The 26,539-nt window shown below is 76.4% G+C and carries 27 protein-coding genes and 1 rRNA gene; 13 read left to right on the top strand and 15 right to left on the bottom strand.

The features are described from left to right. Positions 1-3: 3 nt before the first annotated feature. Positions 4-120: ribosomal RNA gene (gene rrf, locus ACRYMY_RS05035) — 5S ribosomal RNA — on the top strand. Between the two features lie 526 nt (positions 121-646). Here the strand turns inward: rrf and ACRYMY_RS05030 are convergent. Beyond that, positions 647-1,678: an LLM class flavin-dependent oxidoreductase gene (locus ACRYMY_RS05030; protein WP_432546175.1), complete on the bottom strand. Its 1,032-nt coding sequence runs from the start codon at positions 1,676-1,678 to the stop codon at positions 647-649. A gap of 105 nt (positions 1,679-1,783) precedes the next feature. Here ACRYMY_RS05030 and ACRYMY_RS05025 point away from each other — a divergent pair, with 105 nt between their 5' ends. The 6 genes from ACRYMY_RS05025 (at position 1,784) to ACRYMY_RS05000 (ending at position 6,732) form a co-directional block, all read left to right on the top strand. Continuing rightward, positions 1,784-2,623, top strand: coding sequence for a sulfurtransferase (locus ACRYMY_RS05025; protein ID WP_432546174.1), 840 nt, complete (start codon positions 1,784-1,786; stop codon positions 2,621-2,623). Between the two features lie 100 nt (positions 2,624-2,723). After that, positions 2,724-3,563 (top strand): DUF4397 domain-containing protein, encoded by an 840-nt coding sequence (locus ACRYMY_RS05020; RefSeq protein WP_432546173.1) that lies wholly within the window; start codon positions 2,724-2,726, stop codon positions 3,561-3,563. Then, positions 3,560-4,240, top strand: a complete 681-nt coding sequence (locus ACRYMY_RS05015; RefSeq protein ID WP_432546172.1) for a class F sortase — start codon at positions 3,560-3,562, stop codon at positions 4,238-4,240. The genes ACRYMY_RS05020 and ACRYMY_RS05015 overlap by 4 nt, the downstream gene beginning before the upstream one ends. Before the next feature lie 68 nt (positions 4,241-4,308). Beyond that, positions 4,309-4,971: an RNA polymerase sigma factor gene (locus ACRYMY_RS05010; RefSeq protein WP_432546171.1), complete on the top strand. Its 663-nt coding sequence runs from the start codon at positions 4,309-4,311 to the stop codon at positions 4,969-4,971. Next, positions 4,958-5,746, top strand: a complete 789-nt coding sequence (locus tag ACRYMY_RS05005; protein WP_432546170.1) for an anti-sigma factor — start codon at positions 4,958-4,960, stop codon at positions 5,744-5,746. The genes ACRYMY_RS05010 and ACRYMY_RS05005 overlap by 14 nt, the downstream gene beginning before the upstream one ends. Before the next feature lie 86 nt (positions 5,747-5,832). Beyond that, positions 5,833-6,732: an ADP-ribosylglycohydrolase family protein gene (locus ACRYMY_RS05000; protein ID WP_432546169.1), complete on the top strand. Its 900-nt coding sequence runs from the start codon at positions 5,833-5,835 to the stop codon at positions 6,730-6,732. Between the two features lie 6 nt (positions 6,733-6,738). On the opposite strand, the gene ACRYMY_RS04995 is transcribed toward ACRYMY_RS05000, so the two are convergent. The 5 genes from ACRYMY_RS04995 to ACRYMY_RS04975 form a co-directional block, all read right to left on the bottom strand. Beyond that, positions 6,739-7,623 (bottom strand): nuclease-related domain-containing protein, encoded by an 885-nt coding sequence (locus ACRYMY_RS04995; protein ID WP_432546168.1) that lies wholly within the window; start codon positions 7,621-7,623, stop codon positions 6,739-6,741. A gap of 67 nt (positions 7,624-7,690) precedes the next feature. Next, entirely contained in the window at positions 7,691-8,128 is a 438-nt protein-coding gene (locus ACRYMY_RS04990; protein WP_432546167.1) for a PKD domain-containing protein, read from the bottom strand. A gap of 380 nt (positions 8,129-8,508) precedes the next feature. Continuing rightward, positions 8,509-9,123: a DUF6318 family protein gene (locus tag ACRYMY_RS04985; protein ID WP_432546166.1), complete on the bottom strand. Its 615-nt coding sequence runs from the start codon at positions 9,121-9,123 to the stop codon at positions 8,509-8,511. Between the two features lie 376 nt (positions 9,124-9,499). After that, the gene (locus ACRYMY_RS04980) at positions 9,500-9,631 is read right to left on the bottom strand and encodes a hypothetical protein (protein ID WP_432546165.1); all 132 of its coding nucleotides are present in this window, start codon (positions 9,629-9,631) and stop codon (positions 9,500-9,502) included. Beyond that, positions 9,628-10,884: a serine hydrolase domain-containing protein gene (locus tag ACRYMY_RS04975; protein ID WP_432546164.1), complete on the bottom strand. Its 1,257-nt coding sequence runs from the start codon at positions 10,882-10,884 to the stop codon at positions 9,628-9,630. Before ACRYMY_RS04975 ends, ACRYMY_RS04980 begins: the two co-directional genes overlap by 4 nt. Positions 10,885-11,145: 261 nt before the next feature. Between ACRYMY_RS04975 and ACRYMY_RS04970 the strand changes: the two genes are divergently transcribed. Continuing rightward, positions 11,146-12,285: an alpha/beta hydrolase gene (locus ACRYMY_RS04970; RefSeq protein WP_432546163.1), complete on the top strand. Its 1,140-nt coding sequence runs from the start codon at positions 11,146-11,148 to the stop codon at positions 12,283-12,285. A 1-nt stretch (position 12,286) separates the two neighbouring features. Here ACRYMY_RS04970 and ACRYMY_RS04965 read toward each other — a convergent pair whose 3' ends face one another. The 4 genes from ACRYMY_RS04965 to ACRYMY_RS04950 form a co-directional block, all read right to left on the bottom strand. Further along, complete coding sequence (locus ACRYMY_RS04965; protein ID WP_432546162.1) at positions 12,287-13,756, bottom strand: DUF2079 domain-containing protein; 1,470 nt, start codon at positions 13,754-13,756, stop codon at positions 12,287-12,289. A gap of 131 nt (positions 13,757-13,887) precedes the next feature. Beyond that, positions 13,888-14,304 carry a hypothetical protein gene (locus ACRYMY_RS04960; protein ID WP_432546161.1) on the bottom strand — a complete coding sequence of 139 codons (417 nt, stop codon included), beginning with the start codon at positions 14,302-14,304 and terminating at the stop codon, positions 13,888-13,890. Continuing rightward, positions 14,301-15,395, bottom strand: a complete 1,095-nt coding sequence (locus ACRYMY_RS04955) for an HNH endonuclease (protein WP_432546160.1) — start codon at positions 15,393-15,395, stop codon at positions 14,301-14,303. The genes ACRYMY_RS04960 and ACRYMY_RS04955 overlap by 4 nt, the downstream gene beginning before the upstream one ends. Further along, positions 15,392-16,105, bottom strand: a complete 714-nt coding sequence (locus ACRYMY_RS04950; protein ID WP_432546159.1) for a Mut7-C RNAse domain-containing protein — start codon at positions 16,103-16,105, stop codon at positions 15,392-15,394. The genes ACRYMY_RS04955 and ACRYMY_RS04950 overlap by 4 nt, the downstream gene beginning before the upstream one ends. Before the next feature lie 54 nt (positions 16,106-16,159). On the opposite strand from ACRYMY_RS04950, the gene ACRYMY_RS04945 reads away from it, so the two are divergent. The 3 genes from ACRYMY_RS04945 to ACRYMY_RS04935 all read left to right on the top strand — a co-directional run bounded on the left by ACRYMY_RS04945 (position 16,160) and on the right by ACRYMY_RS04935 (position 19,063). Next, positions 16,160-17,275 (top strand): NAD(P)/FAD-dependent oxidoreductase, encoded by a 1,116-nt coding sequence (locus ACRYMY_RS04945; RefSeq protein ID WP_432546158.1) that lies wholly within the window; start codon positions 16,160-16,162, stop codon positions 17,273-17,275. Positions 17,276-17,558: 283 nt separating this feature from the next. Continuing rightward, a complete protein-coding gene (locus tag ACRYMY_RS04940; protein ID WP_432546157.1) occupies positions 17,559-17,816 on the top strand; it encodes a helix-turn-helix domain-containing protein in 258 nt (85 codons plus the stop codon). Next, entirely contained in the window at positions 17,813-19,063 is a 1,251-nt protein-coding gene (locus tag ACRYMY_RS04935) for a HipA domain-containing protein (RefSeq protein WP_432546156.1), read from the top strand. The genes ACRYMY_RS04940 and ACRYMY_RS04935 overlap by 4 nt, the downstream gene beginning before the upstream one ends. 5 nt (positions 19,064-19,068) lie before the next feature. Here ACRYMY_RS04935 and ACRYMY_RS04930 read toward each other — a convergent pair whose 3' ends face one another. Beyond that, positions 19,069-20,004, bottom strand: a complete 936-nt coding sequence (locus ACRYMY_RS04930; RefSeq protein WP_432546155.1) for an aldo/keto reductase — start codon at positions 20,002-20,004, stop codon at positions 19,069-19,071. Positions 20,005-20,062: 58 nt separating this feature from the next. Beyond that, the gene (locus tag ACRYMY_RS04925) at positions 20,063-20,515 is read right to left on the bottom strand and encodes a macro domain-containing protein (RefSeq protein ID WP_432546154.1); all 453 of its coding nucleotides are present in this window, start codon (positions 20,513-20,515) and stop codon (positions 20,063-20,065) included. A gap of 101 nt (positions 20,516-20,616) precedes the next feature. On the opposite strand from ACRYMY_RS04925, the gene ACRYMY_RS04920 reads away from it, so the two are divergent. Then, the gene (locus ACRYMY_RS04920; protein ID WP_432546153.1) at positions 20,617-21,090 is read left to right on the top strand and encodes a very short patch repair endonuclease; all 474 of its coding nucleotides are present in this window, start codon (positions 20,617-20,619) and stop codon (positions 21,088-21,090) included. A gap of 402 nt (positions 21,091-21,492) precedes the next feature. On the opposite strand, the gene ACRYMY_RS04915 is transcribed toward ACRYMY_RS04920, so the two are convergent. Genes ACRYMY_RS04915 through ACRYMY_RS04905 form a run of 3 tightly spaced genes read right to left on the bottom strand, consistent with a single transcriptional unit; the run spans position 21,493 to position 25,235 of the window. Beyond that, on the bottom strand, positions 21,493-22,557 hold the full coding sequence (locus tag ACRYMY_RS04915) for a substrate-binding domain-containing protein (RefSeq protein WP_432546152.1): 1,065 nt from the start codon (positions 22,555-22,557) through the stop codon (positions 21,493-21,495). A 57-nt stretch (positions 22,558-22,614) separates the two neighbouring features. After that, positions 22,615-23,691, bottom strand: a complete 1,077-nt coding sequence (locus tag ACRYMY_RS04910; RefSeq protein ID WP_432546151.1) for an ABC transporter permease — start codon at positions 23,689-23,691, stop codon at positions 22,615-22,617. Continuing rightward, complete coding sequence (locus tag ACRYMY_RS04905) at positions 23,688-25,235, bottom strand: sugar ABC transporter ATP-binding protein (RefSeq protein ID WP_432546150.1); 1,548 nt, start codon at positions 25,233-25,235, stop codon at positions 23,688-23,690. Before ACRYMY_RS04905 ends, ACRYMY_RS04910 begins: the two co-directional genes overlap by 4 nt. Positions 25,236-25,339: 104 nt before the next feature. On the opposite strand from ACRYMY_RS04905, the gene ACRYMY_RS04900 reads away from it, so the two are divergent. Beyond that, positions 25,340-26,509 (top strand): ROK family transcriptional regulator, encoded by a 1,170-nt coding sequence (locus ACRYMY_RS04900; protein WP_432546149.1) that lies wholly within the window; start codon positions 25,340-25,342, stop codon positions 26,507-26,509. The last annotated feature ends 30 nt before the right edge of the window (positions 26,510-26,539 follow it).

The following is a 26,539-nucleotide window of genomic DNA, read 5'->3' as shown; positions in this document are numbered from 1 at the left end:
TGGTCCGGTGGTCATAGCGGTGGGGAAACGCCCGGTAACATTCCGAACCCGGAAGCTAAGCCCACCAGCGCCGATGGTACTGCCCGGGAGACTGGGTGGGAGAGTAGGACACCGCCGGCCACACTTCTTCGAGCAAGGGGTGTCGGTCCCTGGCACCACCCGTGAGGGTGGGTGCCGGGGACCGGCACCCCTTCCTCATGTCCGGGCGCACCCCCCGACGGTGGGCCTTGAGGCGAGTCTCGAGCGGGCGGTGCGCTGACCGGCCGCCACGCGCAGGAGGGCCAGCGTCTCCTCGTCCGGGGAGCCGGTCCTGACGGTGTGGACGACGAGGCGCACGTCGCTGGCCCGGCACCGGCATGACGTCGCAGTCACAGGTGACGTCCCCGACGAGGGGGTGCTCGACCGTCTTGTGCGCCGAGACGTGGCGGCCCACCGAGCCCCGCTCCCGCAGGCCGACGAGGCGGTGCGCGTGCTCGGCCTCGATCGCGCTCAGCTGCAGGGACCGGGCCAGCGACGCCACGCCCTGCGCCGACGGGTGGCGTGCCCGCCCCTGCTCGAGCCGGACCACGTGGTCCACGGGCAGACCCGCCAGCTCGGCCAGCTCTTCCCCGGACCGCTCGGGCCCCGTGCCTGGTGAGGCGGGGGCTCAGGCGGGCTTCCACCCCATGTGCGGGGCGACGTCCTCGGCCGTCGCGCGCAGGATCCGCTCGTGCGCCTCGACAGGTCCGTTCGCGGGGAGCACGACGACCAGCTCGTCCACCAGCGGCAGGGCCGCGTCGCGCAGGAGGGCCTCGACGAGGTCGTCGGGACGGCCGGCCAGGGCGGGGCTGAACCGCATCGGCGGCCCACCCTCACCCTTGGGGCGCCCGTCCGCCGTCATGCCGGAGCGGTAGCCGTCGAGGAACTCGCGGTGGTCGGCTTCGTCCCGCGCGTCGAGCTGCGGCAGGAGGATCCGGCCGGCGCTGACCCGGCCGTCCCCGTGCCCGGCGGCGGCGCGGGCGGCGCGGTAGGCCTCGACCTGGTGGGCCTGCGCCACGTCGAACGGCTCGCCGGTCTCCTCGGTGTTGAGGGTGGACACCTGCAGGTGCAGGCCCTGCTCGCCGGTGCGCGCCGCGCTGGCCCGCGAGCCGGCCCCGTACCAGAGGCGGTCGACGAGGCCGGGGCTGTGCGGGGTGGTGCGCAGGTCGCTGCCGGCGGGCAGCGACATGAAGCCGTCGGGGGCGTGGCCGACGGCGCGGCCGGCCAGCGCGTCGCGCAGCAGCGCGGTGCGGTGCTGCGCCTCGCCGGAGAACCCGCGCGGGGACGGCCCGTGCACGGTGTCGAGGACGGAGGCGGTGACGGGGATGCCGCCGCTGACGCCCAGCTCGAGGCGACCGCCGCTGAGCAGGTCGACGGTGGCGGCGTCCTCGGCCAGGCGCAGCGGGTCCTCGTAGCGCATGGGGATCACGCCGGTGCCCAGGTGGACGCGCCGGGTGCGCTGGGAGGCGGCGGCGAAGAAGGTCATCGGGGAGGACAGGAACGGCTCGTGGTGGCGCACGCGCACCCAGGCGGTGTCGTAGCCGAGGTCCTCGGCCAGCTCCACGAGCCGCAGGCCGTGCTCGAGCGCGGCCGCCCCGCCGGTGTGGTCGGGCACGAACGTCAGCAGCCCCAGACCCAGGCGCCCCGCACGTCGACCCACACCGCACCGTCCTCAATGGTTGTTGTTGCTTCAACTATACGCCGTGGGGGACGTTGCGGCCACCGCCAGCCGGGGCGATCGTCCCGCCGGGTGTTGACTGGCCGCGTGCACCCCCTGGTGAGCGTCGACGAGCTGCGCGCCGAGCTGGAGGGCGCCGACCCGCCCGTGGTGCTGGACGTGCGCTGGAGCCTCGGCGGGCCCGACGGGGCCGCCGAGCACGCCCGCGGGCACGTGCCCGGCGCGGTGTACGTCGACCTCGACACCCAGCTCGCCTCCCCACCCGGCCCCGGCACCGGCCGGCACCCGCTGCCGGACCCGCTCGCCCTGCAGGAGTTCCTGCGCGACGCCGGGGTGCGCGAGGGCTCGCGCGTCGTCGTCACCGACGCCGGCCCCGCCACGAGCGCCGCGCGCGGGTGGTGGGTCCTGCGCTGGGCCGGTCTGCGCGACGTGCGCGTCCTGGACGGCGGGTGGGCCGCGTGGGTCGCCGCCGGCGGCCCCGTCGAGACCGCCGCGCCGCTGCCCGCACCCGGCGACGTGGTGGTGCGGCCGGGCGCCCTGCCCGTCCTCGACGCCGACGAGGCCGCCAGCCTGGCCCGCGAGGGCGTCCTGCTCGACGCCCGCGCGCCCGAGCGGTACCGCGGGGAGGTCGAACCCGTCGACCCCGTCGCCGGGCACGTGCCCGGTGCCCGCAGCGCTCCCACCACCGCGGTCGTCGGTGCCGACGGCCGCTTCCTGCCGCCGCAGGAGCTGCGGGACCGCTTCGCCGCCCTCGGCGCCCTCGACGGCCGGCCCGTCGGGGTCTACTGCGGCAGCGGTGTCACCGCCGCGCACGCGCTGCTGGCCCTCGAGGTCGCCGGCGTCCCCGCCGTCCTGTGGCCGGGCTCGTGGTCGCAGTGGGTCGCCGACCCCGCCCGGCCCGTCACCACCGGCCCAGAGCCGGGCTGACGGGAAACTCCCGGGAACTCGTGCATCCGGGGGCGCCCCCGCGCCGGAAGAGGGGGCACAGGGACGCCGCACCGGCGTCCCACCGCCCGAGGAGGACCCCGTGCGCAAGGTTCCCAGCACCGCCGCCCTCGTCGCCGCGCCGTTCGTGGCGCTCGCGGCCCCGCTCGCCCTGGCCGGCACCGCCGCCGCCTCGACCGCGGGCACCGCGACCGTCTCGATCCTGCACGGCGTGCCCGACACCCCCGTGGACGTCTACGCCAACGGCGACGCGCTGCTCACCGGCTTCACCCCCGGCACCCTGACCGACCCGCAGGAGCTGCCCGCCGGCAGCTACGACCTGGCCGTGTACCCGGCCGGCGCGGACCCGGAGAGCACCGAGCCGGCCATCTCCGCCGACGGGGTGCAGGTGCCGGCCGGCGCGAACGTCACCGTCGCCGCCCACCTGTCGGCCGAGGGCACGCCCGTGCTGACCCCGTTCGTCAACGACCCGTCCGACCTGGCGCCCGGCGAGGCCGAGCTCACCGTCCGCCACACCGCCGCGGCCCCGGCCGTCGACGTGCGCGCCGGCGGCCAGCCGGTCCTGACCGGGCTCACCAACCCGGACGAGGCCAGCGCGACCGTGCCCGCGGGCACCGTCTCCGCCGACGTCGCGCTCGCCGGGACCTCCGACGTGGCGATCGGCCCCGCCGACCTGAACCTGCCCGAGGGCGTGCAGACCATCGTCTACGCGTGGGGCTCGGCCGAGGACGGCAACCTGCAGCTGGCCACCCAGACCGTCCACGGCGGCGGTTCCAGCCCGAGCGGCGTCCCCTCGGGCGAGGCCGGCCTCGCCAGCGCCGGGCTGCCCGGCTGGGTCGCCGGTGCCGGCGCCCTGGCCCTCGTGACCGCCGCCGCCGGTCTCGTCGCGATCCGCCGCACCCAGCCGGCCGACCGGTCGTGACCGGGCGAGCGCGGGCGCTGCTGTGCGCGGTGTCGGCGCTCGCCGGGCTCGCCCTCGTGGGGGCGTGGTGGGGCAGCCGGCCCGCCGAGGAGTTCGGGCCGGCTGCCGCCGCACCACCCCCCGCGGCGGTGGCCACCAGCGCGCCGACCGCCGGACCGGGCGCCGGTCCGGACCCCGCCGCGCGCCCGTCGTGGACCGCGCGACCGGCCACCCCGACGGTGCCGGTCGCGCTGCCCGCGCCCGTGGGGCTGCGCATCCCCGACCTGGGCGTCGACGCACCCCTCGTCGACGTCGGCGTGCGCGACGACGGCGCCTTCGACGTGCCCGCCGACGGCGACGTCGTCGGCTGGTACCGCTGGAGCGCCGCCCCCGGCGGTGAGGGCACCACCGTCGTCGCCGGTCACGTCGACACCGCCGCGGCCGGGCCCGGCGCCCTGTACCCGCTGGCGGGGGTGGCCGAGGGCGCCCGCGTGGAGGTGCTGCTGGCCGACGGGTCCACGGCGGCCTACGAGGTCGTCGCCCGCCGCTCGGTGGAGAAGACGGCCCTGCCGCTGGACGAGGTGTTCCGGCGCGCCGGGCCGCACGAGCTGGTCGTCGTCACCTGCGGTGGCGACTTCGACCCCGTCACGCGCAGCTACGAGGACAACGTCGTGGTCCGCGCGCAGCCGGTCCGGTGAGCGCCGCGGTGGTGGAGCGGACCGGTCTCCGGCTGGCGGACGGGTCGCCGCTCCGTACCGTGGAGGTCATGACTCCGCGCGCCGTCGTCGCCCTGCGGCGCGCCTGGGCCGGCCGCGAGGAGGCCGACGCGCTCGTCGCGCCCGCCGCGGTGCACGAACCGACCCGCCCGGACCTGTCGGTCGCCGACGACGCCACCGTGGCCGCCGCCTTCGCGCAGGGCGCCGAGGACGCCCTCGCCGAGGCCTTCACCCGCTGGTCCGGTCTCGTGCACGCCCTGGCCCTGCGGCGGCTGCCCGACGCGGACGCGCAGGACGTCGTGCAGGCGGTGTTCGTCTCCGCGTGGCGCTCGCACGACCGCTACGACCCGGCCCGCTCGGCGCTGCCGGCCTGGCTGGTCGGCATCGCCCGGCACCGCATCGCCGACGCCCTCACCGCCCGCCACCGCACCGCCGAGGTGGTCGCCGAACCGGGTAGCCTGCCCGCCGGCGAGACCGGGACGTCCGGCCCGCTGCCGCACGACCTGGTCGCCGACCGGATCGTCCTGCTCGACGAGCTGGACCACCTGGGCGAACCGCAGCGCACGCTGCTGCGGATGGCGTTCTTCGACGACCTGACCCACCGCCAGATCGCCGAGCTCACGGAGCTGCCCGTCGGCACCGTGAAGAGCCACCTGCGCCGGTCGTTGCGGCGCCTGCGAGACCGGCTGGAGGACGACGGTGCCCGGACCTGAGGACGGCGGCGCCGCGAGCAGCGGCGAGCACCTCAGCGACGAAGAAGCCGTCCTGACAGCTCTCGGAGAACCGGCCCCCCCGCGGGTGGCCGAGCACCTGGCCGCGTGCGCGGCCTGCCGCGAGGAGGTCGACCGCTTCGCGCGCACCGCCGCCGCTGCGCGCAACACCGAGCAGGTCGCGCCCGTGCCCGTGCCGGCCGGCACGTGGGAGGCGGTCGCCCGCGAGGCCGGGGTGCGCTCGCACCCGCAGCGGCCGGTGCCGGTGCCCGTGCCGGACGCCGTCCTGCCGCCGCAGCCCCGCCCGCTGCCGGTGTCCCGCCCGGCGCGCTGGCTGCCGGTGGCGGCCGCGCTGCTGGTGGGCGTCACCGCGGGCGCGCTGGGCGCCCGGGCGTGGGACCGCGGCGCGGAACCCGTGGCCGCCCCTCCGTCCGCTCCCCTCGTCGCCTCCGCGGTCCTGGACCCGTTGGACTCCGACGGGACCGGCATCGCCGACGTCCACGAGGTCGACGGCCACCACCAGCTCGTCGTGCGGGTCAGCGGCGTCGCGCCCGCCGCCGACGGGGTGCTGGAGGCGTGGTTGCTCGACGCCGACGGCGGCCTGATCGCCCTCGGCCCGCTGGTGGGGGAGGAGTTCACGGCGGTGCTGCCGGCCGACGTGGACCTGGACCGCTTCTCCACCGTCGACGTCTCCCGGGAGCCGCTGGACGGCGACCCGGGGCACTCCTCGGACTCGGTGCTGCGCGGCCAGCTGTCCCCGCGGGCCGAGAGCGCCTGACCCGGACGGGCGACGTCGCCGCCGCGGACGGGTGGTGCCCGCCGCCGCGGGTGCAGGGGCCCGGGGCGCCGGCCGATCCGCTGCTCGTGGAACGGACGACGACCGGGACGGTGCGGGGCCTGCTGCGCGGCCTCGCCGCGGGTGAGGCGCTGGGCGCCGCTGACGGTGGCGCGGGCGGCGTGCTGCGGCACGGGGTGGCCGCGCAGCTGGCCTGCGCCAGCGCCGAGGGGGTGCTGCGCGCCGGGGCGGGCGCCGACCCCGTCGCCGAGGTGCACGCCGCGTACCGCCGCTGGTCGCAGCGCCACCGGGCTCCCGTGGCGCCCGGTCCGTCCCCGCTGCACGAGGACCGCGGCCCCTCCGGCGCGACCTCGCGCGCGCTGGCCACCGGCGCCGCCGGGACGCTGCGCGAGCCGCTGACCACGAGCGCGGGCTGGCACGCCGTGGTGCGCGCGCTGCCCGTGGCCGCGCTGGGCCTCGCCGGGGAGGGCGCGGACGCCGCGGTGGCGCTCACCGCCGCGCGCACGGCCGTCCTCACGCACGGGAGCGTCACCGCGGCGCCCGCCGGGGTCGCCGCGCTCGTCGCGGCCGCCGCCCTGCGCGGGGCGCCGCTCGCCGAGGCGGTTGGGCACGCGCTCGCCGCGGCGGTGCTGGCCGGGCTGGACGCGCGCGCCGTGTGGGCGGCCGACGCCGCCGTGCGGGCCGCGCACCGCGCCCCGGGGGACCCTCAGCTCGCCGAGGTCCTGGCCGGCGGCCCCGCGTGCACGGGTGTGCTGGCCGCCGCCGTCTACGCCGTCCTGTCCCACCCGGCCGAACCGCGCCTGGCGCTGCGGCTGGCGCTCACCGGTCCGCGCGCGGCCGGGGCGGGCGCGCTGGCCGGTGCCTGGCTCGGCGCCGCGCACGGCCCCGCGGCGCTGCCGGGGCGGGTCGACGTCGCCGACGTCCTCGACGCGCTCGCCGACGGGCTCGGCGGCCTCCGCTGCGCCTGACGCCGTTCAGGGCGCCGGTCGCTCCGGTGCCGGGACGGGCAGGTGCTCGGCCAGTCCGGCGGCGATCGAGGCGGTGACGGAGCCGACGAGAGCGGGCAGCGCCGCGGACGCGACCGCCAGCAGGACGACGGCCAGCAGGAACCGGGCCAGGGTGCGGCGGACGGACCCGGTGACGGGGGGACGGCCCGCCGGTCGGGTGGCTGTGCGCGTGGTCGGGCGCCGGGCGGTGCCGCGGGCGCGGGCCGGGAGCTCGCGGGTGGCCGCGCGGGTGCGCGCGAGGTCCGCCGTCGTCGGCGTCGGGGGTGTGCGCCGGGACGTCAGCCGGTGCAGCTCGGCCGCGGTGGCCTCCACGGCGGCCGGGGACAGCACCGCGGGCAGCGCGGTCAACGCGTCGACGAGGTGCGCGCGGCCCACCACGGTGACCCCGGCGACGGGACGCGGGCGCACGTCCTGCTGCACGAGGCACAGCACCCCGGCCACGGTCGTCCGCCGCCTCGGCGGCAGGTGGGCGGTGACGGCGGCCGCGGCGTCGCGCACCCCGGCCAGCTCGCCCGCCTTGGACCGGGAGCCGACGCGGAGGGTGTCCGCCTGCACGTCCACGGTCCCGGACCAGTTCTTGCTGTCGACGACGACGACCCCGCCGGGTCCGACGGCCAGGTGGTCGATGTTGGCCCGCTGCCGGCCGGGCCAGTGCACGTCGTGCAGGACCCGCCAGCCGTGCGGGACGAGACCGTCGAGGACCTCGCCGACGAGGCGCTCGCCCTCCGCGCCGGCGGCCCACGCGTGGTGCCGCCGTTCGAGGTCCGCGAGCCGGGCCCGCAGGTCCTGCACCTGCTCCGCGTACCGGGCGGCCTGCTCGGCAGCGCCCTGGCCGGCGGCACGGTGCTCCACGGCGTGAGCGTCGGCGGGTGCGCGCACCGGCTGGAGGGGTGGTCACCCGACCGGCCCAGCGCCGCGGTCAGCGGGTCAGGACGGTGGTGCCCGCGCGGGCCGTCAGGGTCCCCGCGGCGGTGGCGACGTCGACCGTCCCGGGCACCGGTTCGGGCGGCAGGCCCGCGACGGACGCGGTCGCCGTCCACGTCGTGGTCAGCGCCACCTCGTACGTGCCCGGGGTCGTGTACGTGTGGGTGGTCGTCATCGCCGGCCACGGCGCGCCAGGGTCGGCCGTCGGGCCGAGGACCGCCCCGTCGCCGAAGCTCCACGTGAAGCTGACGGGGGTGGCGCGGATCGTCACCGGGAATCCCAGCAGTTCCGTCTCGCGGACCACCGGGCCGGTGTCCGCGAACACGTTGACGGGCACGTTGAGGACGACGTTCCCGGTGCCGGGTTCCAGCGTGGCGCGTGCGGGCGGTAGGCCGAGGCGCGCGACGTCCTCGATCGTCACGGCGGGCAGCACGACGACGGCCGTGCCGTCGGCTGCGCGGGCGGCGGGGACGCACGAGTTTCCTGCCGACGCCCATGGCCCCTCCGTGCCTGCCGACCGGGTCCAATTGGCCATGAGGGTTTCGCCGACGGAGCAGGCTTGGTCGCCACAGTTGTTGTCGCCACATGCTGGTTGAGACCGGCGTTCAAGGCTGGGTGGTCGTGGTGCCGATGGGGCGCTCTTACGCTGTGGCTTGGAAGGTGCTGTGCGAGGAGAACAGGTCTTCCGAATGTTTACCGAGAAGTCCTTCTTTCCAGCCGCGCTAGACCGAGACGGTGTACAAGCGGCCGATGCGTCAGGAGCGGGTGCGATCGAGGTGGCTAGGAGGACGGCTACACCGATCCCTACATACGTCAGACGATCTCCGCGATCTGCCACTTTCCGTTCTCCATGACGATGTAGACGGGACCCTCTTCGTATTCGTACTCAGGGAACTCTGCGAGCACTTCGCCGTCTCGCGAGAGAGCGCGTCCTGCCACGGTGCGAGTGATGAGTTCGACCGTCATCTTTTGCGTTTCGGGGAAAACTTCGGTGACCATGGTGCTGCGCAGATACGTCTCACCGCCTTCGTAGATAGTCCCGTTTCGCAAGGCGGCGTCCATCGACTCGGCCCACTCGGCACACGTCTGGCACGTCGGACTGCTGATGGCGCGCAGTGGCCGGCTGTCGTTGTACTTCCAGCCGTATGACATGACGGGAACGAGGTACGCGACAAAAAGCGATGCCTCGTTCTCCTCGAACCGCCCGTTCTGCTCGTACACCCACTCCATCCCCGGCCCGGTCGGCGTGGGCGCCGGCGCTGGCTCCTCCACGACGGGCGCCAAGACGTCGACGGGTGTCGGTTCCACAACCGGCGGCGGCGCGACGGAGGGCGCCGGCGCGAGCGCGGCGACGGGATCCGCGTCGCCGGAGCACCCGGTCAGCGCGGCGAGCGCGAGGACGGTCGCGAGGAGGGGGTGGGCACGCACCCGCGTAACGCTAGGCGCCGCGGCTCACCGCGGTCGCCGACCGGCGGGCCGGTGTGGACAACCCGTCCGCCGTCCGGGTGACGGCGGAGCAGCAGTGGTCTGCGGCGGAGTTCGTGGTCCGGCTCGCTCCCAGGTCGAGGAGGTGGACCGGTGGTGGGGGTGCTGGTGCTCGACGACGTGGCGGCGGGCGGGTGAGCTACCGGGGGAGGGTCAGAGGGGGAGGGTCCGGGAGCGTGCTCCGCTGGAAGTGGTGCCCCGGTCTTCGCGGGCGGCACTGTCCTCGCCGGTGGCGCTGGCGCAGCACGGGCTGCTCGAGGTGAGGGGGTGCAGCCGCCGGCCCAGTGACCCCTCGCCGTGGTCCCGACAGCTCGCGCCGTCAGCCAGTGGCACCCTTCGCAGGCCGCGGCGGCAGGGCCTCCCGCGGGCGCGTCGGCGTCGTCGCCGCCACCGTGCTCGTCCTGCTCCACTGCGACCACGAGCGCACGAGCTGGGCGCGGACGATCGTCACGGCTCCACGGTGGAGGACTCGTTGACCCGGTCGGTGACGTCGCGCAGGACCTCCGGCCAGTCCACGCCGCCGTGGTCGCGGCCGAGGCGGACGGCGACGACGTCGGTCGCCGGGTCGACGTAGACGAACTGCCCCTTGTTGCCGCGCGCGAAGAAGCGGCCCTCGCGCTCGGTGTCCACCCACCACCAGAGCTGGTAGTGCTCTGCCGGATCGGCGCTCGTGTCGCGAGCCGTGGCCTCGCGCACCCATTCCGCGCTGACCACCTGCCGGTTCCCGACCCGGCCCTCGTGGGCGAACAGGTAGCCGAGGCGGGCGAAGTCGCGTGGCCGCGCGTTCACACCGCTCTCCATCTTCTCGAAGCCGCTCGCCTCGCTGTCCAGGCTCCAGGAACCGTCCGCCTCCATGCCCGCCGGCCCCCACAGGTGCTCGCCGGCGTAGTCGGCGACGTCCGTGCCGGTGGCGCGCTCGAGGGCCATCCCCACGAGGAGGGGGTTGTAGTTGTCGTACACCCAGGTGCGGCCGGGCGGTTCGCAGATCCGCGCGGACAGGGCGGTGGCGCGCAAGTCGGTGGAGTAGTAGGTGACGGCGTCGTCGCTCCACGGCGTGCCGTGCTCGCTGTAGCAGATGCCCGAGGACATCGACAGCAGGTGTCGCAGGGTGATCCGCCGGAACCGCTCGTCGGAGTCGAGCAGTTCGGGCAGGTAGTCCGTCACCGGGTCGTCGAGGGAGCGGACGTCGCCGCGGTCGACGGCGATGCCCACCAGGGTGGACAGGAACGACTTCGCGACGGAGAACGACGTGTGCGACCGGTCCGGTCCCCCGCCGTTGGCGTAGCGCTCGTGAACCACCTCGTCATCGCGCAGCACGAGCAGCACCTCGGTCTCCGTGGACTCCACGAGCCCCGCCAGTGAGCGGGTCCGCCCCGCGACCGTGACCTCGTCCAGGGTGCCGGGCGGCAGCGCCGCGGTGCGCAGCGGTAGGACGGTGCGCCCTGCGGGGATGCGGCGGGCGGGGAAGCGGTCGATGTCGTCGACGTCGGCGTCCATCCACGCGATCGCCCGGGCGGTGCCGGAGCGGTCGACGGAGAGGTGCGCCCACCCCACGGTGCTGCCGGCCAGGAGCGCGAGGGTCGTGACGGCGCCGACGGCGGCGGCGAGCAGCCGTCCGTGGCGACGGCGCACGGTGCGGGTGGCGGCGAGGCCGACCGCGGCGGAGAGCACCGCGAGCAGCAGCAGGACCAGCGACGAGGACAACGCGCTCTCCAGTTCGAGTCGAGGGGAGTGCGGCGACGCTACAGCGGCTCTCTCGCCCTCCTCGCTCACGTCACGAGGTGAGCGTTCGAACGCAGGACGGCGATCGCCCTGCGTGGCCGCGTGCACCGCCGGACGACGGGGCGAGCGGACAGGTCCTGCTCCGCCGCGGTGGCACCGTCCACGGAATGTTCGTGGTGCTCGGCCCGCCGTGGCAGATCACTAGGGTCGGGCCGACACCGTCGTCGACCGAGCGGAGGGACCGTGGAGCGCAGCGGGACGCACGGACGCCTGGGCGTCCCCGAGGGGCTGGTGGAGCTGGCGGCCCGCAGCTGGCCGCTCTTCGGCGACGACGACCCCTCGGGCGAGGAGGTGTCGCGCCGCCTGCGCGCGGTGCTCGGGCTTCTGGAACCCCCGGTCGACCTCGACGTGCGGGTGGAGGCCGAGTGGACCCGCGACGGCCTGGACGGGACGGAGCTGTCGTGGGACGCGGGGTTCGGCCCGCGGGTCGCCGGCCGGCTGCTGCGCCCGGCGGGGGAGCGGTCGACGCTGCCGGGGGCGCTGCACCTGCACTGCCACGGCGGCCTGAAGCGGTTCGGCCTCGACAAGCTCGCCGACGGCGCCGACGGGCGGCCCGTCCACCCGGTGCTGCAGCGGGTGCGCGACGACCTGTACGACGGGCGGCCGGTCGCGGAGGACCTGGCGCGCACCGGCCGGGCCGTCCTCGTCCACGACGCCTACGGCTGGGGCAGCAGGCGCCTGCCGGTGGCGGGGATGCCGGCGCGCAGCGAGCACGTGGCCGCCCTCGACCTGGCGGCCCGCTGCGCGCGCGGGGAGGTCCCCGACGAGGCCGCCGAGTACGACGTGCACGCGGGGCCGGCGGAGGACGCGGTCGCCAAGGCGCTCGGCGTCCTGGGCACGTCGTGGGCGGGGGTGGTCGCGCGCGAGGACCTGCTGGCGCACCGGGTGCTCACCGGCTTCCCGGGCGTCGACGCGGACCGCACGGCGCTCCTCGGCCTGTCGGGCGGCGGGGCGCGCGCGGCCGTCGCGTCGGCGCTGGGTGCGCCAGCGGCCGCGGTGGTCGTCACGTGCATGACGTCGACGCTGCGCGAACTCCTGCCGGAACACCTGCACGGTCACAGCTGGGCGCTGGTGTCGCCCGGGCTGGGCCGGGTCGGGGACTGGCCGGACGTGGTGGCCGCGGCGGCGCCGCGCCCGCTGCTGGTGCAGTTCGGGACGCGCGACGAGCTGTTCCCCGCGGAGGGGATGCGCCGCGCGGACGAGCGGATCCGCGCCCGCTACGGCGACGGCCCCTACACCGGCTCGCTGCACGAGGCCGGGCACGTGTTCGACGCCGCCATGCAGCGCGAGGCGTTCACGTGGCTGGCGGAGGTCACCGCCTGAGTCAGCAGCCGGTGACCCACACCGGGTCGGGCAGGTCGTCGGGGCCGCCGTCGATGCGCACCAGGCCCTCGCAGGCGAACCCGAGCGCGACGACGTCCCCGCGGCGCACCACCCGCACGTCCGGGGCTGCGCTCGCCGCCGCCACCGTGGACTCCTTCGCGGCGCGGTTGCCGCGCGCCAGGTTCAGCACCATCCACTCCGCGGGGTTGGCGAACCGGGCGGCGGCCTCGCGCACGACGAGGTCGCCGCGGCCGGTCAGGTAGGCGCCGGAGTCGGCGTCGGCGGCGACGACCGCCCCGCGCGGCAGCTCGTCGCGGACGGCGACGAGGTCGCGGGCGACGGGGCCGGGCCGCCAGGCGTCGGCGTCGAAGGGGTTCGGGTCGTCGCCGTGGCGGGCGGTGTTCACGGCGCTGGCGGCCAGCCCGCACACCAGCGCCAGCGCGAGGACGGCCCGGCGGTGCCGGGTGCGGGAGGCGACGTCCACGACGGCGAGCGCCACGACCGGCATGAGCACCGCGTCGTAGTGGAACCCCGTGGAGGTGTGGTTCTCCACCGACGTCACCAGCCGCCACCCCACGGTGGGCAGGGCGACGAGCGCGAGCGGCGAGGCGACCCAGCAGAACCCGCCCGCGGCGAGCGCGGTGAGCACCAGCGCGACCTTCGGCCCGACGGGGGCCGACCCGTCCGACGACCCGCCCGACGACCCGCCGCCGAACAGCGAGGCGAACGCCGGTGCGAAGGGGTTCTGCCCCGACGGGTTCGCGGCCTGGATGACGAACGCCGCCCCCACGAGCCCGGCGACGGCGGCCAGCGCGAGCGCCACCGCCCAGCGCCGTTCGGCGCCCGTGCGCGCGCGCAGGAACAGCAGCACCGCCATCGCGCCGACGCTCAGGCCGAGGTCCTCCTTGACGAGCAGCAGCGGCAGCGACCACGCCACCGCGGCGCGGACCCGCCGTTCCAGCACGGCCGACAGCGCCCCGACGAGCAGCGGCACCGCGAACGCGACCTCGTGCACGTCGAACGTCGCCATCGCCACGACGCCGTACGACAGGACGAACAGGACGGTGACGGCCCACGCGCCGCCGCGGCCCACGTGCCGGGACGCGGTGCGCTGCAGCAGCCCTGCCGCGACACCGAGGCTGATCCCCTGCGCGACGAGCAGGGAGCGCGGGTCCTGCCACAGCGCCCACGCCGCCCCGAACAGGACGGTGACGGGGGAGAAGTGCTCCCCGAACAGCAGCCACCCGCCGGGGGTGCGGATCTCGCTGCGCGGCAGCTCACCGGCGACCCACGACTGCGCGGCCTGCACGAAGATCCCGAGGTCGTACGCGCCGGCGCGGCCGAGGTTCCACTGCGCCAGCCCCAGCCAGGTGACGACCGCGGTGCCGAGGAGGGCCGCGAGGGCGACGTCGAGGCGGTGCGTGCGCGGCGGGGCCGTGGACGGCGGGGCGGGACGGGCGGCGACGGGCACGGGCAGCATCGTCCCCCAGCGCGCGGGCCCCTCGTCGTCCCGCCCCCTCCCACCGTGATCTTGCTGGGACTACCTGCAAGATCACGGCAGGAGTGGGTGGGCCCGTCGTCGTCCTGCCCGGCCGGGACGGGTCAGCGGGGCTCGACGGCCGCGACCCGGCACACGGCGGCGCCGGCGACCCCGCCGGGCACGTCCACGACCACCTCCGCGTCGCCGGTGACCTCGACGTCCGCGGTGGCGGTGCCGAGCTGCGCGTCGGCGGCGTCCATCCACTCCACGGTGACGCGGTGCGCGCCGGGGGCGAGCGCGCCGGGCGCCACGGTGACGCGCGCTGTCGTCCCGCCCGGCGGGCAGGTCGCCTCGACGCCGGGGAACTCGTCCGCGAGCCGGGTGCCGGCGGCGTCACCGGGGTCCGTCGTGCTGCCCGCGGTCGGGGCGCCGCCCCGCGGTGCGGGATCCCGCAGCGACGCGCCCACGGCGACCGCCGCGCCGACGACGACCGCGGCGACGAGGAGGGCGAGGACGTGACGGCGTCGGCGCGCGCTCATCGGCCCACGGTAGGCGCGCCCGCCCATCCGGGCACCGCCGTCGGGTCGAGCAGGTCGTACGCGCCGCGCGCCCGCCACAGCGGCGTGCCCGGCGGGCTCGTGCGGTACAGGGTGCGCGCGGCGCCGAGGACGCGCTCGCGCTCCAGCGGCCAGCGCAGCGGTGCGGCCAGGGCGGCGAGGTCGCCGGGCGGGCGGTGCAGGGCGGCGGTGACGTGGTGCACCGCGGGCAGCGTCGCGGACTTGTCGCCGTTGCACCGCGGGTCGGCCAGGACGAGGTTGGCGAGACCGTCGATGCCCGTGCGCGACCACGGCAGGACGTGGTCGACGTGCGTCTCCTCGCCCAGGCCGGTGCCGCAGTAGAAGCAGCGGCCGGACTGCAGGTCGCGCAGGCCGGCGCGCACGGGCCCCAGGTCGATCCGGTCGGCGCCGAACAAGAACGCCTCGACGTCCGGGGCGGCCAGCTCGGCGCGGTTCATCCGCTGCACGTCGGTGACCCACCAGCGCTGCACGACCGGCTGCAGCAACCCCGACACCCGCGCCAGGGCGTGCGCGACACCGGGCAGCAGCTCGACGCTCCAGCCGTGGGCGTCCAGGTCGCGGGTCGTCACCTTCTTCGACAGCCACCCGTCGTCGTACAGGAACGGCCGCGCCCGGTCGCCGTTCCCCGTGCGCTGCAGCGCGAACAGCGGCTGCTGCGCCAGGGTGCGCGCCACCTCGCGGCGCTCGCGCGCCCACCCGGCGGGGTCGGCGGCGCGCGCCTGCGCGGGGGTAGCCAGACCCGCGGCGCCGGCGGCCGCGCGCAGGGCGGCGACCCGGTCCAGCAGGGTGCGGGTGGAACGCCCGGCCTGCTCGTTCTGCCGCAGCGGCCCGAGGTCGCCGAAGGGCCGCACCTGCGGCCAGTACAGCTCGACGACCCGGTCGGCGAGGTCGGTGATCGGGACGGTGAGGGCGTCCGCCGGCCCGGCGGGGTGCTCCAGGCAGTGCTGCAGCAGCGCGGACAGCGTCGCCAGCTTGTACGTGGACACGCGCCGACCGGTGGCGAGCAGACCGGCGACCCGGGCACCGACGTCCAGCGGGTCGAGCCCGCTCACGCGGCACCGGCCCGGCGCAGCAGGTCGTCGATCCGGCGCGCGTGCGCGCCGCGCCAGTACAGCGCCGCGCAGGCGGTGCAGCGGGAGAACTCCTCGTAGCTGCGCCGCGTCCCCGCCGGCAGCCGGTCCTCGACCTCGTCCTTGCCGACCGCCTCCAGCGGTGCGCCGCAGCGCGTGCAGCGCGTCAGCGGCCGCAGGGCGGGCGCGAACCGGTCGAGGACGTCGGCCAGCTCGGCGTCGGGGCCGTCGCCGCGCACGAGCGCTCCGCGGCGCAGCGCCCGGCGCAGCAGCAGGCCCCGGTCGCGGGTCAGCAGGACGCGGTCCTGCGCGACGGCCCGCTCGACGAGGTCGGGGTCGTCGGCGTGCGCGGACCAGGCGACGTCCAGGCCGAGCAGCCGCATCCGGCGCGCCAGCGTCCCCAGGTGCACGTCGAGCAGGAAACCGCCGGCCGGCACCGGCTGCGGCCGCCGCACCGGCGACACCCGCAGCACGGCGCCCGCGGCCGGGCGGGCCTCGGCGCCCACGGCGGCCCCGTCCAGCACCAGCGCACCGACCTCCGGCAGCGGGACGCCGAGGGACTGCACCACGTGCCCGGCGGTGGCGTGCTCCTCGTGCGGGACGTCGACGGCACCGCCCGCGCGCGCCCGCCGCGGCAGCAGGTCGCGCAGCGCCGCGTCGACCTCGACGCGCACGACCCCTCCACCGGTCACCGGCCCAGCCTGCCCGCGGCCGCCGTCCGGTGCAGCCTCGGGCAGGCTGGGCCGGTGACCAGCACCCCGGGCCCGCGCAGCGTCGTCGTCCTCGGCGGCGGCGTGCTGGGCGTCTCGACGGCCGCGCACCTGCGACGCGCCGGCGCCGACGTCGTCCTCGTCACCGAGGACGAGCTGGCCAGCGGGGCGTCCGGGCGCTCGCTGTCGTGGTTGAACTCCGCCGGCGCGCGCTCGGACGCCTACCACCTGCTGCGCAGCGTCGGGATCGACCGCTACCGCACCCTGTTCGCCGCGGACCCCTCGCGGGAGTGGCTGCGCTTCGACGGCGGGCTGTGGTGGACGACGCCGGACGACGAGGACGCCCCCCGCGAGCGCCACGCCACCGAGGTCGCTCACGGCTACGACTCCCGGCTCGTGACCCGCGAGGAACCGCCGGTGCCCGGGGTGGAGCCGGGGGACGCCGGCCACCTCGCGGTCCACAACCCCGGCGAGGGGTGGGTGTCGCTGCCGCACCTGGTCGAGCACCTGGCCGCCGAGCTGACCGCCGCCGGTGGGCGGGTCGTCATCGGTGCGGGCCGGTGCTCGGTGCTGGTGGAGGACGGCCGCGCCCGCGGGGTCCGCACGGCGGCCGGGGACGTCCACCGCGCGGACGCGGTCGTCGTGGCCTGCGGCGCGGGAACCCCCGCGGTCCTCGCCGCGCTTGGCGTGGACCTGCCCGACGCCTCGCCGCTGTCGGCGCTCGTGGTCACCGAGCCGGTCGACAGCGACGCCCGCGTCGTGCTCAACACCCCGCGGGCGGCGCTGCGCCCGCACCCCGGCGGGCGTTTCGCCGTCGACCACGACTGGTACGAGCAGCGGATCGTGGAAGGCCCCGACGGCTGCACCGTCGACGAGGAGGTCGTCGGGGAGCTGCTCGGCGAGGCGTCGGCCCTGCTGGCCGGCCGTCCGGCGCTGCGGGCGGCGTCGTGGCGAGCCGGGCGCAAACCCGTGCCCGCCGACGGCGAACCCGTCCTCGGTGAACTGGACGAGGTGCCCGGCTGCCACGTCGCGTTCACCCACTCCGGGGCGACGCTCGGGCTGATCGCCGGGGAGCTGCTCGCGCACCAGGTGCTCACGGGCACCGTTCACCCGCTGCTGGAGCCGTTCCAGCCGGGGCGGTTCCGCCGCTGAGGCGCCGCTCGCCGGAGCCGGGACGGTCTCCGCCCGCGAGGGCGCGTACGACCGCGGGAGCACGTGATGATCACCCCGCGGTCCGACGACGGCGCCTCCCGAACTCGGCACCCTCGACGTCGTGCCCCACCGCTCGTGCGCGTCCCAGGCCGCGCGCTGCGGGGGACGCCGCGGCCGACGAGCCGGGTGGTGGGGCCGTGCCCGGGCCGCCCCGTGGAGGGGAGGGGCGGCCTGGGGCTGTCGTCTTGCCGGAAAATCCTGGCGAGAGGCATGATGGTCCGCGATGACCGGAAATCCTGGCAATCGAGGTGTCCGACGGGTCGCCACGCCGGAGCAGCTCGGGCAGGCGCTCGCCGACCTGCGCCGGGCCGCGGGCATGAACCAGCAGGAGCTGGCCGAGTGGGCCGGGGTGAGCCGCCAGTACCTCAGCGTCTTGGAGACCGGTGACGTCTCGCTGCAGGTGCGGCGGCTCCTCGACCTGCTCGCGGTGCTCGGCCACGACCTCGCCGTCGTCCCCCGCGCCGGCCTGGAGGAGGGGTGAGCGCCAGGCCCAGCCCGCTGCAGGTGTGGCTGCGCGGCGAGCGGGTGGCCGAGCTCGTCGAGGTGCGCAGCCGCCACCTCAGGCTGCGGTACACCGCCGCCGCGGTCGAGCGGTGGGGCGAGGGGGCCGTCCTCCTGTCGGCCGCGCTCCCGGTGCGGAGCGAGCCCCACACCCTCGGGGCGACCCGTCCCTTCGTCGAGGGGCTGCTGCCCGAGGGGGAGTTCCGCACCGTCCTGGAGCAGCGGTTCGGCGTCCCCCGCGGCGACGCGGGACGCCTGCTCGCCGCCATCGGGGCCGACTGCGCGGGAGCGGTGCAGGTGCTCCCGGCGGGCGAGGAACCGGTCGACGACCTCGGCGCCGCGGAACCACTGGACGACCAGCAGCTGGTGCGGGCGATCGCCGACCTGCCGCGGCACCCCCTGGGCGCGGGGGACGGCGTGCGGCTGTCCCTGGCGGGCCGGCAGGACAAGCTCCTGCTGACCCGGCTCCCCGACGGGCGCTGGGCTCGGCCCGTGGGTGGGGCACCGTCCACGCACCTGCTCAAACCGCAGCCCGACACGTTCCCCGACCTCGTGGACGCCGAGCTCTTCGGGCTGGCCGTCGCCGCTCACCTGGGTGCCGGGGCGGCCGCGGCGCGGGTGCTCGACGTCGGCGGGCGGGCCGTCCTGGCCGTCACCCGGTACGACCGCGAGGTGAGCGCCGGCGGGAGGGTGCGCCGGCTGCACCAGGAGGACTTCTGCCAGGCCTGCGGTCGGCTGCCCGAGGCGAAGTACGAGGTGGACGGCGGGCCGGGGTGGCGCGACGTCGCAGCCGTCCTCCGGGCCGTCGCGACAGACCCGCGCGGTGAGCTGCAGGCGCTGGTCCGCGCTCTGCTCGTCACCGTTCTCGTCGGCAACGCCGATGCCCACGCCCGGAACCTGTCGTTGCTGCTGGAGCCCGGGCACCGCCGGCTGGCGCCCCTGTACGACGTCGTGCCGACGGTCCACCTCGCCAGGACCCCCGGCGCCGCTCCCTTGGACGAGCGGATGGCGATGGCCGTCGCCGGGCGGTGGAGGGTCGACGAGGTGGCCCGCGACGACGTCCTGGCCGAGGTGGCCTCGTGGCGGGTTCCGCGGACGGTCGCGGAGGAGGTCGTCGACGACGTGGTGGCGAGGACCGACAGGCCTGCGCTGAGCGGACTGCCGGGCGCGCGCCACGACGTCGTGCAGGGGCTCACCGCGCGGGCGGCGCGGTTGCGGCGCCCCTGACCGGTTCAGCTCTCCCGGGCCAGCAGCCAGTGCTCGCGCCCCGGCAGGTGCTCCTCCAGTTCGGCGAACAGCTCGTCGGGCAGGTCCGCCCCGGCCTGCGCGAGCGCCCGCTCCCACTGCTCCACCCGCGTCACGCCGGCGATCGTCGACGTCACCCGCGGCTCGCGCAGGCTGAACACCAGCGCCGCGGTCGCCAGGTCGGTGCCGTGGCGCTCGCACGCGGCGGCCATCGCGGTGGCCGCGTCGAGCAACGCGGGCGGGGCCTCGCGGTACGCGTACGTCGCGCCGGGAGCGCCGGGGCCCTTGGCGAGCAGGCCACCGCCGAACGGCGCGGCGTTGAACACCCCGAGACCGCGCTCGGCGCAGTCGTCCAGCAGGGCGTCCGCGGAGCGGTCCAGCAGCGTCCACCGGTTGTGGGTGACGACGTACTGCGCCTCGCCCGTGGCGACGAACCGCCGCAGCAGGCCCACCGGCCCGCCGGCGACCCCGACGGCGCCGACGACACCCTGCTCGCGCAGCTCCAGCAGCGCCCGCCACGGCCCGTCCGGCGCGACCGCGTCCTCGAAGCTGATCCGCTCGGGGTCGTGCAGCGACACCAGCGGCAGGTGGTCGGTCCCGAGCCGCTCGCGCGACTCCGCGATCGAGGTGCGCACCCGCTCGGCGTCGAACGGCCCGCCGGGCAGGGGGTCCACCTTCGTGGCGAGCGTCGAGGCGGTGCCGGGCCGGGCGGCCCACGCCCGGCCGACGCGGACCTCGCTGTTCCCGCCGCCGTACTCGTTGCTGGTGTCCACGGTCAGCCCGGCGTCCAGCGCGGTGGCGAGCACCTGCGCGGCGGTGTCGTCGTCGACGCGCTCGGTGCGGCCCAGCGCGGACGTGCCGAGGGTCAGGGCGGTGACGTCCGCGCCGGTGGCGCCGAGCGGTCGGGTGCTGGTTCCGGTCACGGTGCGGCTCCTCGTCGTCGGGGGTCGTGCGCCCACCCTGGCAGGCCGCGTCCAGGGCTCACCCGGCGGACCGCGGGCGGCTGACGACGACGAGCTCGACGGGCGACTCCTGCCCGGCCCGGTCGAGGACGTCTCGCACGTCCGGCCAGGGCAGGCCGCCGATGCCCGCGCCGATGCGGGGTACCCCCAGGCGCGGCAGGCCGCGGGCCGCGGCGTCGGCGAGCGCCGCGCGGACGGTGGAGCCGACCGCCTCCAGCCGCGCGTCGGCGCCCCAGTCTTCCTGGGTGGCGAGGTTGTAGACGACCACGCCGTCCTCCTCCCAGGGCAGGACGTCGCCGAGGCGGTACTCGCCGGCCTCGCAGGCGCGCCGGTACGCGCGGGCCATGGCCGGCCAGCGGCGCTCGAACTCGCGCGCGATGCCGCCGGCCATGGAGCCGCGGGTGTTGCAGCCGTGGGCGAGCGCCGGCAGGCCGAGGGTGAACAGGTCGCCGACGGTGTGGGTGACGGGCACGTGGACCTCCCGGGGTCGTGGTCGTCCCGACGGTCGCACGCCGGGCGGTCGTGTCGGTGGTGGCTGCCACGATCCGCGGCACCGGTCGGGGAGGGTTTCGGGTGGGTGCGTCGTGGCAGGAACCGGGTCCCGCGCCGCCCGCGTCGTCGGCGGCGACCGCCGCTCTCATGCGGCGCACGGGCCGGCGGGACACCCGTCCCGAGCTCGCGCTGCGCCGCGAGCTGCACCGCCGCGGCCTGCGCTACCTCGTGGACACGACCCCGCCGGGTACGAACCGGCGCCGCCGCGCCGACCTGGTGTTCCGCGGCGCTCGCGTCGCGGTGTTCGTCGACGGCTGCTTCTGGCACTCCTGCCCGGTGCACCACCACCCGCCGCGGGCCAACGCGCAGTGGTGGCGGGTGAAGCTGGCGAGCGTCGTCGCGCGCGACCGCGACACCGACGAGCGGCTCGCCGAGGCCGGGTGGACGGTGCTGCGGGTGTGGGAGCACGAGGACGTCGTGGCGGCCGCCGACCGCGTCGAGGCCGTCGTCCGGCGACCGCGCTCGGTGACGGCTGTAGTGCCGACGGTGGCGTGACGACGCGGACGGGTGATCGCTGGGCGCCCCCCAGGGACCTTCACGATCTCGAGTGGCGGGCCCCGCCGCGCGCTCCTACCGTCACTGGCCACCGGACGAGAGGAGAACACCATGCGAGGCAGCGGTCTCATCTGGACCATCGTCGGCATCCTGCTGGCGATCGCCCTGATCATCTGGATCGCCAGCGCCATCTGAGCCGGCGCTAGCCCCGAGCCGGTCCGCGGTCGAGACCTGGCCAGGACCGGAGCGGGGCCGCAGAAGGTAGCGCAGGGAGCCCGCAGAAGGTAGCGCAGCGGGGCTGCAGGAGGTAGCGCAGCGGCCTTCGGGCGGCGTCGGTGGGCTCTCGAGTCGCCACGGACGAGCGTCCCCGCGGGCGGTCGCCCGCCCACGGGGACCCGGCCGTCAGGACTCGAACGCGGTGGGCAGGTACTGGTCGACGTTGTCGGCGGTGACCACGGGCGCGTACAGCTGCACGGTCCGCGGCACCTCGACCTCGACGAGGTCGCTCATCGCCTTGCCCTGGACGAGCAGGCGGGCCAGGCGGATGCCGTCGGCGGCCTGGGTGGACGGGTAGATGACGGTGGCCTGCAGAACAGATCCGCCGGCCTGGATCTCCCGCATGACGTTCGCGGAGCCGGCGCCGCCGACCATGACGAACTCGTCGCGCCCGGCCTCCTGGATGGCGGCCATGACGCCGACGCCCTGGTCGTCGTCGTGGTTCCACAGGGCGTCGATCTGCGGCGCGGCCTGCAGGAGGTTCGCGGCGGCGGCCTGCCCGCCCTGGACGGTGAAGTCGGCGGCGACGCGGTTGTCGACGTCGAGGCCGCAGTCCTCCAGGGCGTCGGCGAAGCCCTGGCTGCGGTCCTGCGTCAGCGGCAGCGAGTCGATGCCGGCGATCTCGGCGACGACCGCGTCCGGGTTGTCGCCGACTTGCTCGCAGATGTACGTGCCGGCGGAGACGCCCATGCCGTAGTTGTCGCCGAGGACGGTGGTGCGGGCGGCGAACGGGGTGGAGAACTCCCGGTCGACGTTGACGACGGGGATGCCGGCCTCCATGGCGCGGGTGGCGACCTGGGTGAGCGCGGCCCCGTCGTAGGGCAGCAGGACGATGGCGTCGACGCCGTCGTTGATGAACTGCTCGACCTGGCTGATCTGCAGGTTGACGTCGTTGGTGCCCTCGGCGACGCGCAGCTCGACGTCCTCGTAGCGCTCGGCCTCGGCCTGCGCGGCCGTGGTGATGGCGCCCATCCAGCCGTGGTCGGCGGCGGGGGCGGAGAAGCCGATGACGACGGTGTCTCCGGGCTCGTCGTTGGCGCCGGCGGGAGCGGCGGGTGCCGCCTGGCCGCCGCCGTCGCCCTCGGGCGCCTCGGGGGTGTTGGACGTGCAGGCGGTGAGCAGGGCGACGGTGCTGACGGCGGCGCCGGCGCTGACGAGCCATCGGCGCAGGCCGGTGCGGGAAGCGGACACGTGATCCTCCTCGATCGGTGGTCCTCGGGACGGTGCGGGTTCTCGGCGTGCGGGGGTTCAGGTGCTGCGCGAGCGGGCGGCGAACCGCTGCTGCAGCATGACGGCGGCGACGATGATCGCGCCCTTGGCGATGGCCTGCGTGGAGATGGACAGGTTGTTCTGCGTGAAGACGTTCGTGAGGGTGGCGAAGATCAGCACCCCGAAGACGCTGCCGACGATGCTGCCGCGGCCCCCGGCGAGCAGGGTGCCGCCGACGACGACGGCGGCGATGGCGTCCAGCTCGTACAGCTGGCCGTTGGTGGAGGCACCGGCGGTGGTGCGGGCCAGCATCATGACGGCGGCGATACCGGCGGTCAGACCGGCCAGCGCGTACAGGTAGGTGGTGTGCCGCTGCACCTTGATGCCGGCCAGGCGCGCGGCCTCCGGGTTGCCGCCGACAGCGACGGTGCGGCGGCCGAACGTCGTGCGGTTCAGCAGGAACCAGCCGCCCAGCGCCACCAGCCCGAACATCCAGACGATGACGGGGATCCCCAGGACGCTGGCCTGGAACGTCTCCAGGAACGGGCGGACGGTGACGAGCTGGGTGCGGCGGTTGGCGATGATCTCCGCCAGGCCCCGGGCGGCGACGAGCATCGCCAGGGTCGCGATGAACGCCACGACCCGCCCGTAGGCGATGAGGACGCCGTTGACCACCCCGCACGCCGTCCCCACCAGCAGCGCGGTGCTCACCATGACGATCCAGTGGACGTCCGCCGCGATGGACTGCGTCGCCAGCGTCGTCGCCCACACCGACGCCAGGCCGAGGACGGACCCGACGGACAGGTCGATGCCGCCGCCGGTGATGACGAACGTCATGCCGACGGCCAGGACGCCGTAGACGGCGGCCAGCCGCAGGATCGTCAGGAGGTTGTCGACGCTGGCGAACCGCTCCCCGGCGGTGGCGACGCCCACCCCGCACAGCAGGGCGAGGGCGATGACGAGGCCGATGCTGCGGGCGGCGCTGCCGCTGAAGGGGTTGCGCCGGGCCGGCGGCGCGCCGGGGGCGGGTCCGGTGCGCGCCAGCGGCGTCTCGCGGTCCGGGTCGGGGGGGACGCTGCCCGCCGTGGACAGCGGCGGCGGCTGCTGCTCGCTCACGCGGCACTTCCTTCCATGACGAGGTCGAGCACCCGGTGCTCGTCGATCTGGGCGGCCGGGCCGCTGTGCACGACGCGGCCCTCGGCGAGGACGAGGACGTGGTCGGCCAGGCCGAGGACCTCCTCGATCTCGCTGGAAACCACGACGACGGCGTTGCCGGCGCGGGCGAGGTCGTTGACGAGCGCGTACATCTCCGCGCGGGCGCCGACGTCGACGCCGCGGGTGGGTTCGTCCAGCAGCAGGACGCGGCAGCCGTGCACGAGCCAGCGCGCCAGCATCGCCTTCTGCTGGTTGCCGCCCGACAGGGTGCGGATCGCCCGGTCGGTCTCGGCGGGCCGCACGTCGAGGGCGTCGATCTGCTCGCGCGCGCGGGCCCGCTCGGCCCGCTCGTCGAGGACCGGCCCGCGGGCGAACCGGGAGAACGTCGAGAGGGTGATGTTGCGATAAACAGGTTCGTCGAGGAGGAGCCCCTGCGCCTTGCGCTCCTCGGGGGCCAGCCCGATCCCGGCACGCACGGCCGTGGGCACGGAACCCGGGCGGAGCTTCTTCCCGTCGACGAGCACTTCACCGGCGGTGGCGCGCCGCGCGCCGTAGACGGTCTCCAGGACTTCCGAGCGCCCGGACCCGACGAGGCCGGCCAGGCCCACGACCTCCCCGGCGCGCACGGTGAACGAGACGTCGGAGAACACCCCGCGCAGCGCGAGGTGGCGCACCTCCAGCAGCGGCGGCGCGTCGGCGGGCACCGGTGAGCGGGAGGGGAACACCCGCTGCACCGAGCGACCCGTCATGAGGCGGATGAGGTCGGCCGTCGGGGTTCCCGCCACCGGCAGCCCGGAGGCGACGGTGCGCCCGTCCTTGAGGACGGTGATGCGGTCGCCGATCTGCCGGATCTCCTCCAGCCGGTGAGAGATGTAGAGGACGGCGACCCCGTCGGCGGTGAGCTGGCGCACCACCCGGAACAGGTTCGCGACCTCCTCGGAGTCCAGCACCGCGGACGGTTCGTCCATGACGATGAGCCGGGCGTCGTGCGAGAGGGCCCGCGCCATGCTCACCACCTGCTTGCCCGCCGCGGACAGCGTGCCGACCTCCCGGGTGGGGGACAGGTCACCGTGCCCGAGGCGCCGCAGGAGTTCGCGGGTGCGGGCGTGCGCGTCGTGCCGGCGGGTCACCCCGCCGCGGGACAGCTCGTGGCCCAGGTAGACGTTCTCGGCGACGGTGAGGCCGTCGACGACGTCGAGTTCCTGGTACATCGTGGCGATGCCGGTGCGCAGCGCGTCCACCGGGGAACTGGGCCGGACCTCCTGCCCGCGCCACTCCACCGTCCCGCTGGTGGGGCGGTGCGCGCCGGCCAGGACCTTGATGAGCGTGGACTTCCCCGCGCCGTTCTGCCCGAGCAGGCAGTGCACCTCCCCGGGGCGGACGTCGAGGTCCACCCCGTCGAGCGCGCGCACGCCGGAGAACTCCTTGACGATGCCCCGAACCGCGAGCAGCGGGGCGGTGGGACTGCCGGGCGCGTCGGCCCTCGTGCGGTCGTCCTCGACCATGCGGTGGAAACTAGAACTGCTTCTGACGGCCGTCAAGCAAAAGTCGCTCGCATTCTGCCGTCGGCCCCCTCCCGGGTGGCGGAAGTGGTGCTTCACTGTCCGCCATGCCCGGGCACGTCGGCGTCGACGGTCTCAGCTCCACCCTCCAGCTCCTGCGGGACGGGCGGCCCCGCACGCGCGCCGAACTGGCCCAGCTCACCGGCCAGGCCCGCTCGACGGTCTCCCAGCGCGTCGACGCGCTCATCGCCGCGCGGCTCGTCGCCCCCACCGGGGAGGCCACCTCCACCGGCGGCCGGCCCCCGGCGACGTTCGCGTTCAACCCCGCCGCCCGCGTCGTCCTCGCCGTCGACCTCGGCGCGACCCACGCCCGCGTCGCCGTCACCGACCTCGCCGCCACCGTCCTCGCTGAGGAACTGCGCTCGATCGTCATCGGCGACGGACCGGCCCCCGTGCTGGACGTCGTCGCGGCCGTCGCACACGAGGCGCTCGCCGCGGCGGGGCGCTCGCTCGCCGACGTCGCCGGGATCGGCGTCGGCCTGCCCGGCCCCGTCGACCACGCCACCGGACGCCCCACCAACCCGCCGATCATGCCCGGCTGGCACGACGCCGACGTGCGCGGCGAGCTGCACGCCCGCCTCGGCGTCCTGCCCGTCGTCGTGGACAACGACGTCAACGCGATGGCCGTCGGGGAGCACGCCGCCGCTTGGCCCGACGTCGACCACCTCGTCTTCGTGAAGGTCGCCACCGGTATCGGCGCCGGCATCGTCAGCGACGGCCGCATCGTCCGCGGCGCCCAGGGAACCGCCGGCGACCTCGGCCACGTCGCCGTCCCCGGCGGCGCCGACGTCCCCTGCCGCTGCGGCAGCACCGGCTGCCTGGAGGCCCTCGCCAGCGGCCGCGCCGTCGCCGGCGCGCTGCGTGCCGAGGGTCTGCCCGCGGAGGGGGGTGCCGACGTCGCCGCCCTCGTCGCCGCGGGGGACGCGGTGGCCGCCGCCGCGGTGCGGGACGCGGGGCGGGCGCTCGGGCGGGTGCTCGCCGGGTGCGTCAGCCTGCTCAACCCCTCCGTCATCGCTGTCGGCGGCAGCCTCGCCACCGCCGGCGAGCAGCTGCTCGCCGGGGTGCGGGAGACCGTGTACCGGCGCTCGCCGCCCATCGCCACGCAGCACCTGCGGATCGTCACCGGCAGGACCGGGGCGCGGGCGGGGGTGATCGGGGCGAGCACGATGGTCATCGAGCAGGTGCTGTCGGGGGAGCTGCTGGACGGGATCGTGTGAGGCGGGTCGTCGGCGCGGAGCCGCAGCGCG

This window comes from Kineococcus haloalkalitolerans (genome assembly GCF_050871905.1).
Taxonomy (GTDB): Bacteria; Actinomycetota; Actinomycetes; order Actinomycetales; family Kineococcaceae; genus Kineococcus.
Note: the sequence above shows the minus strand (reverse complement) of the source record. Positions and strands in the feature narration are given on the sequence as shown.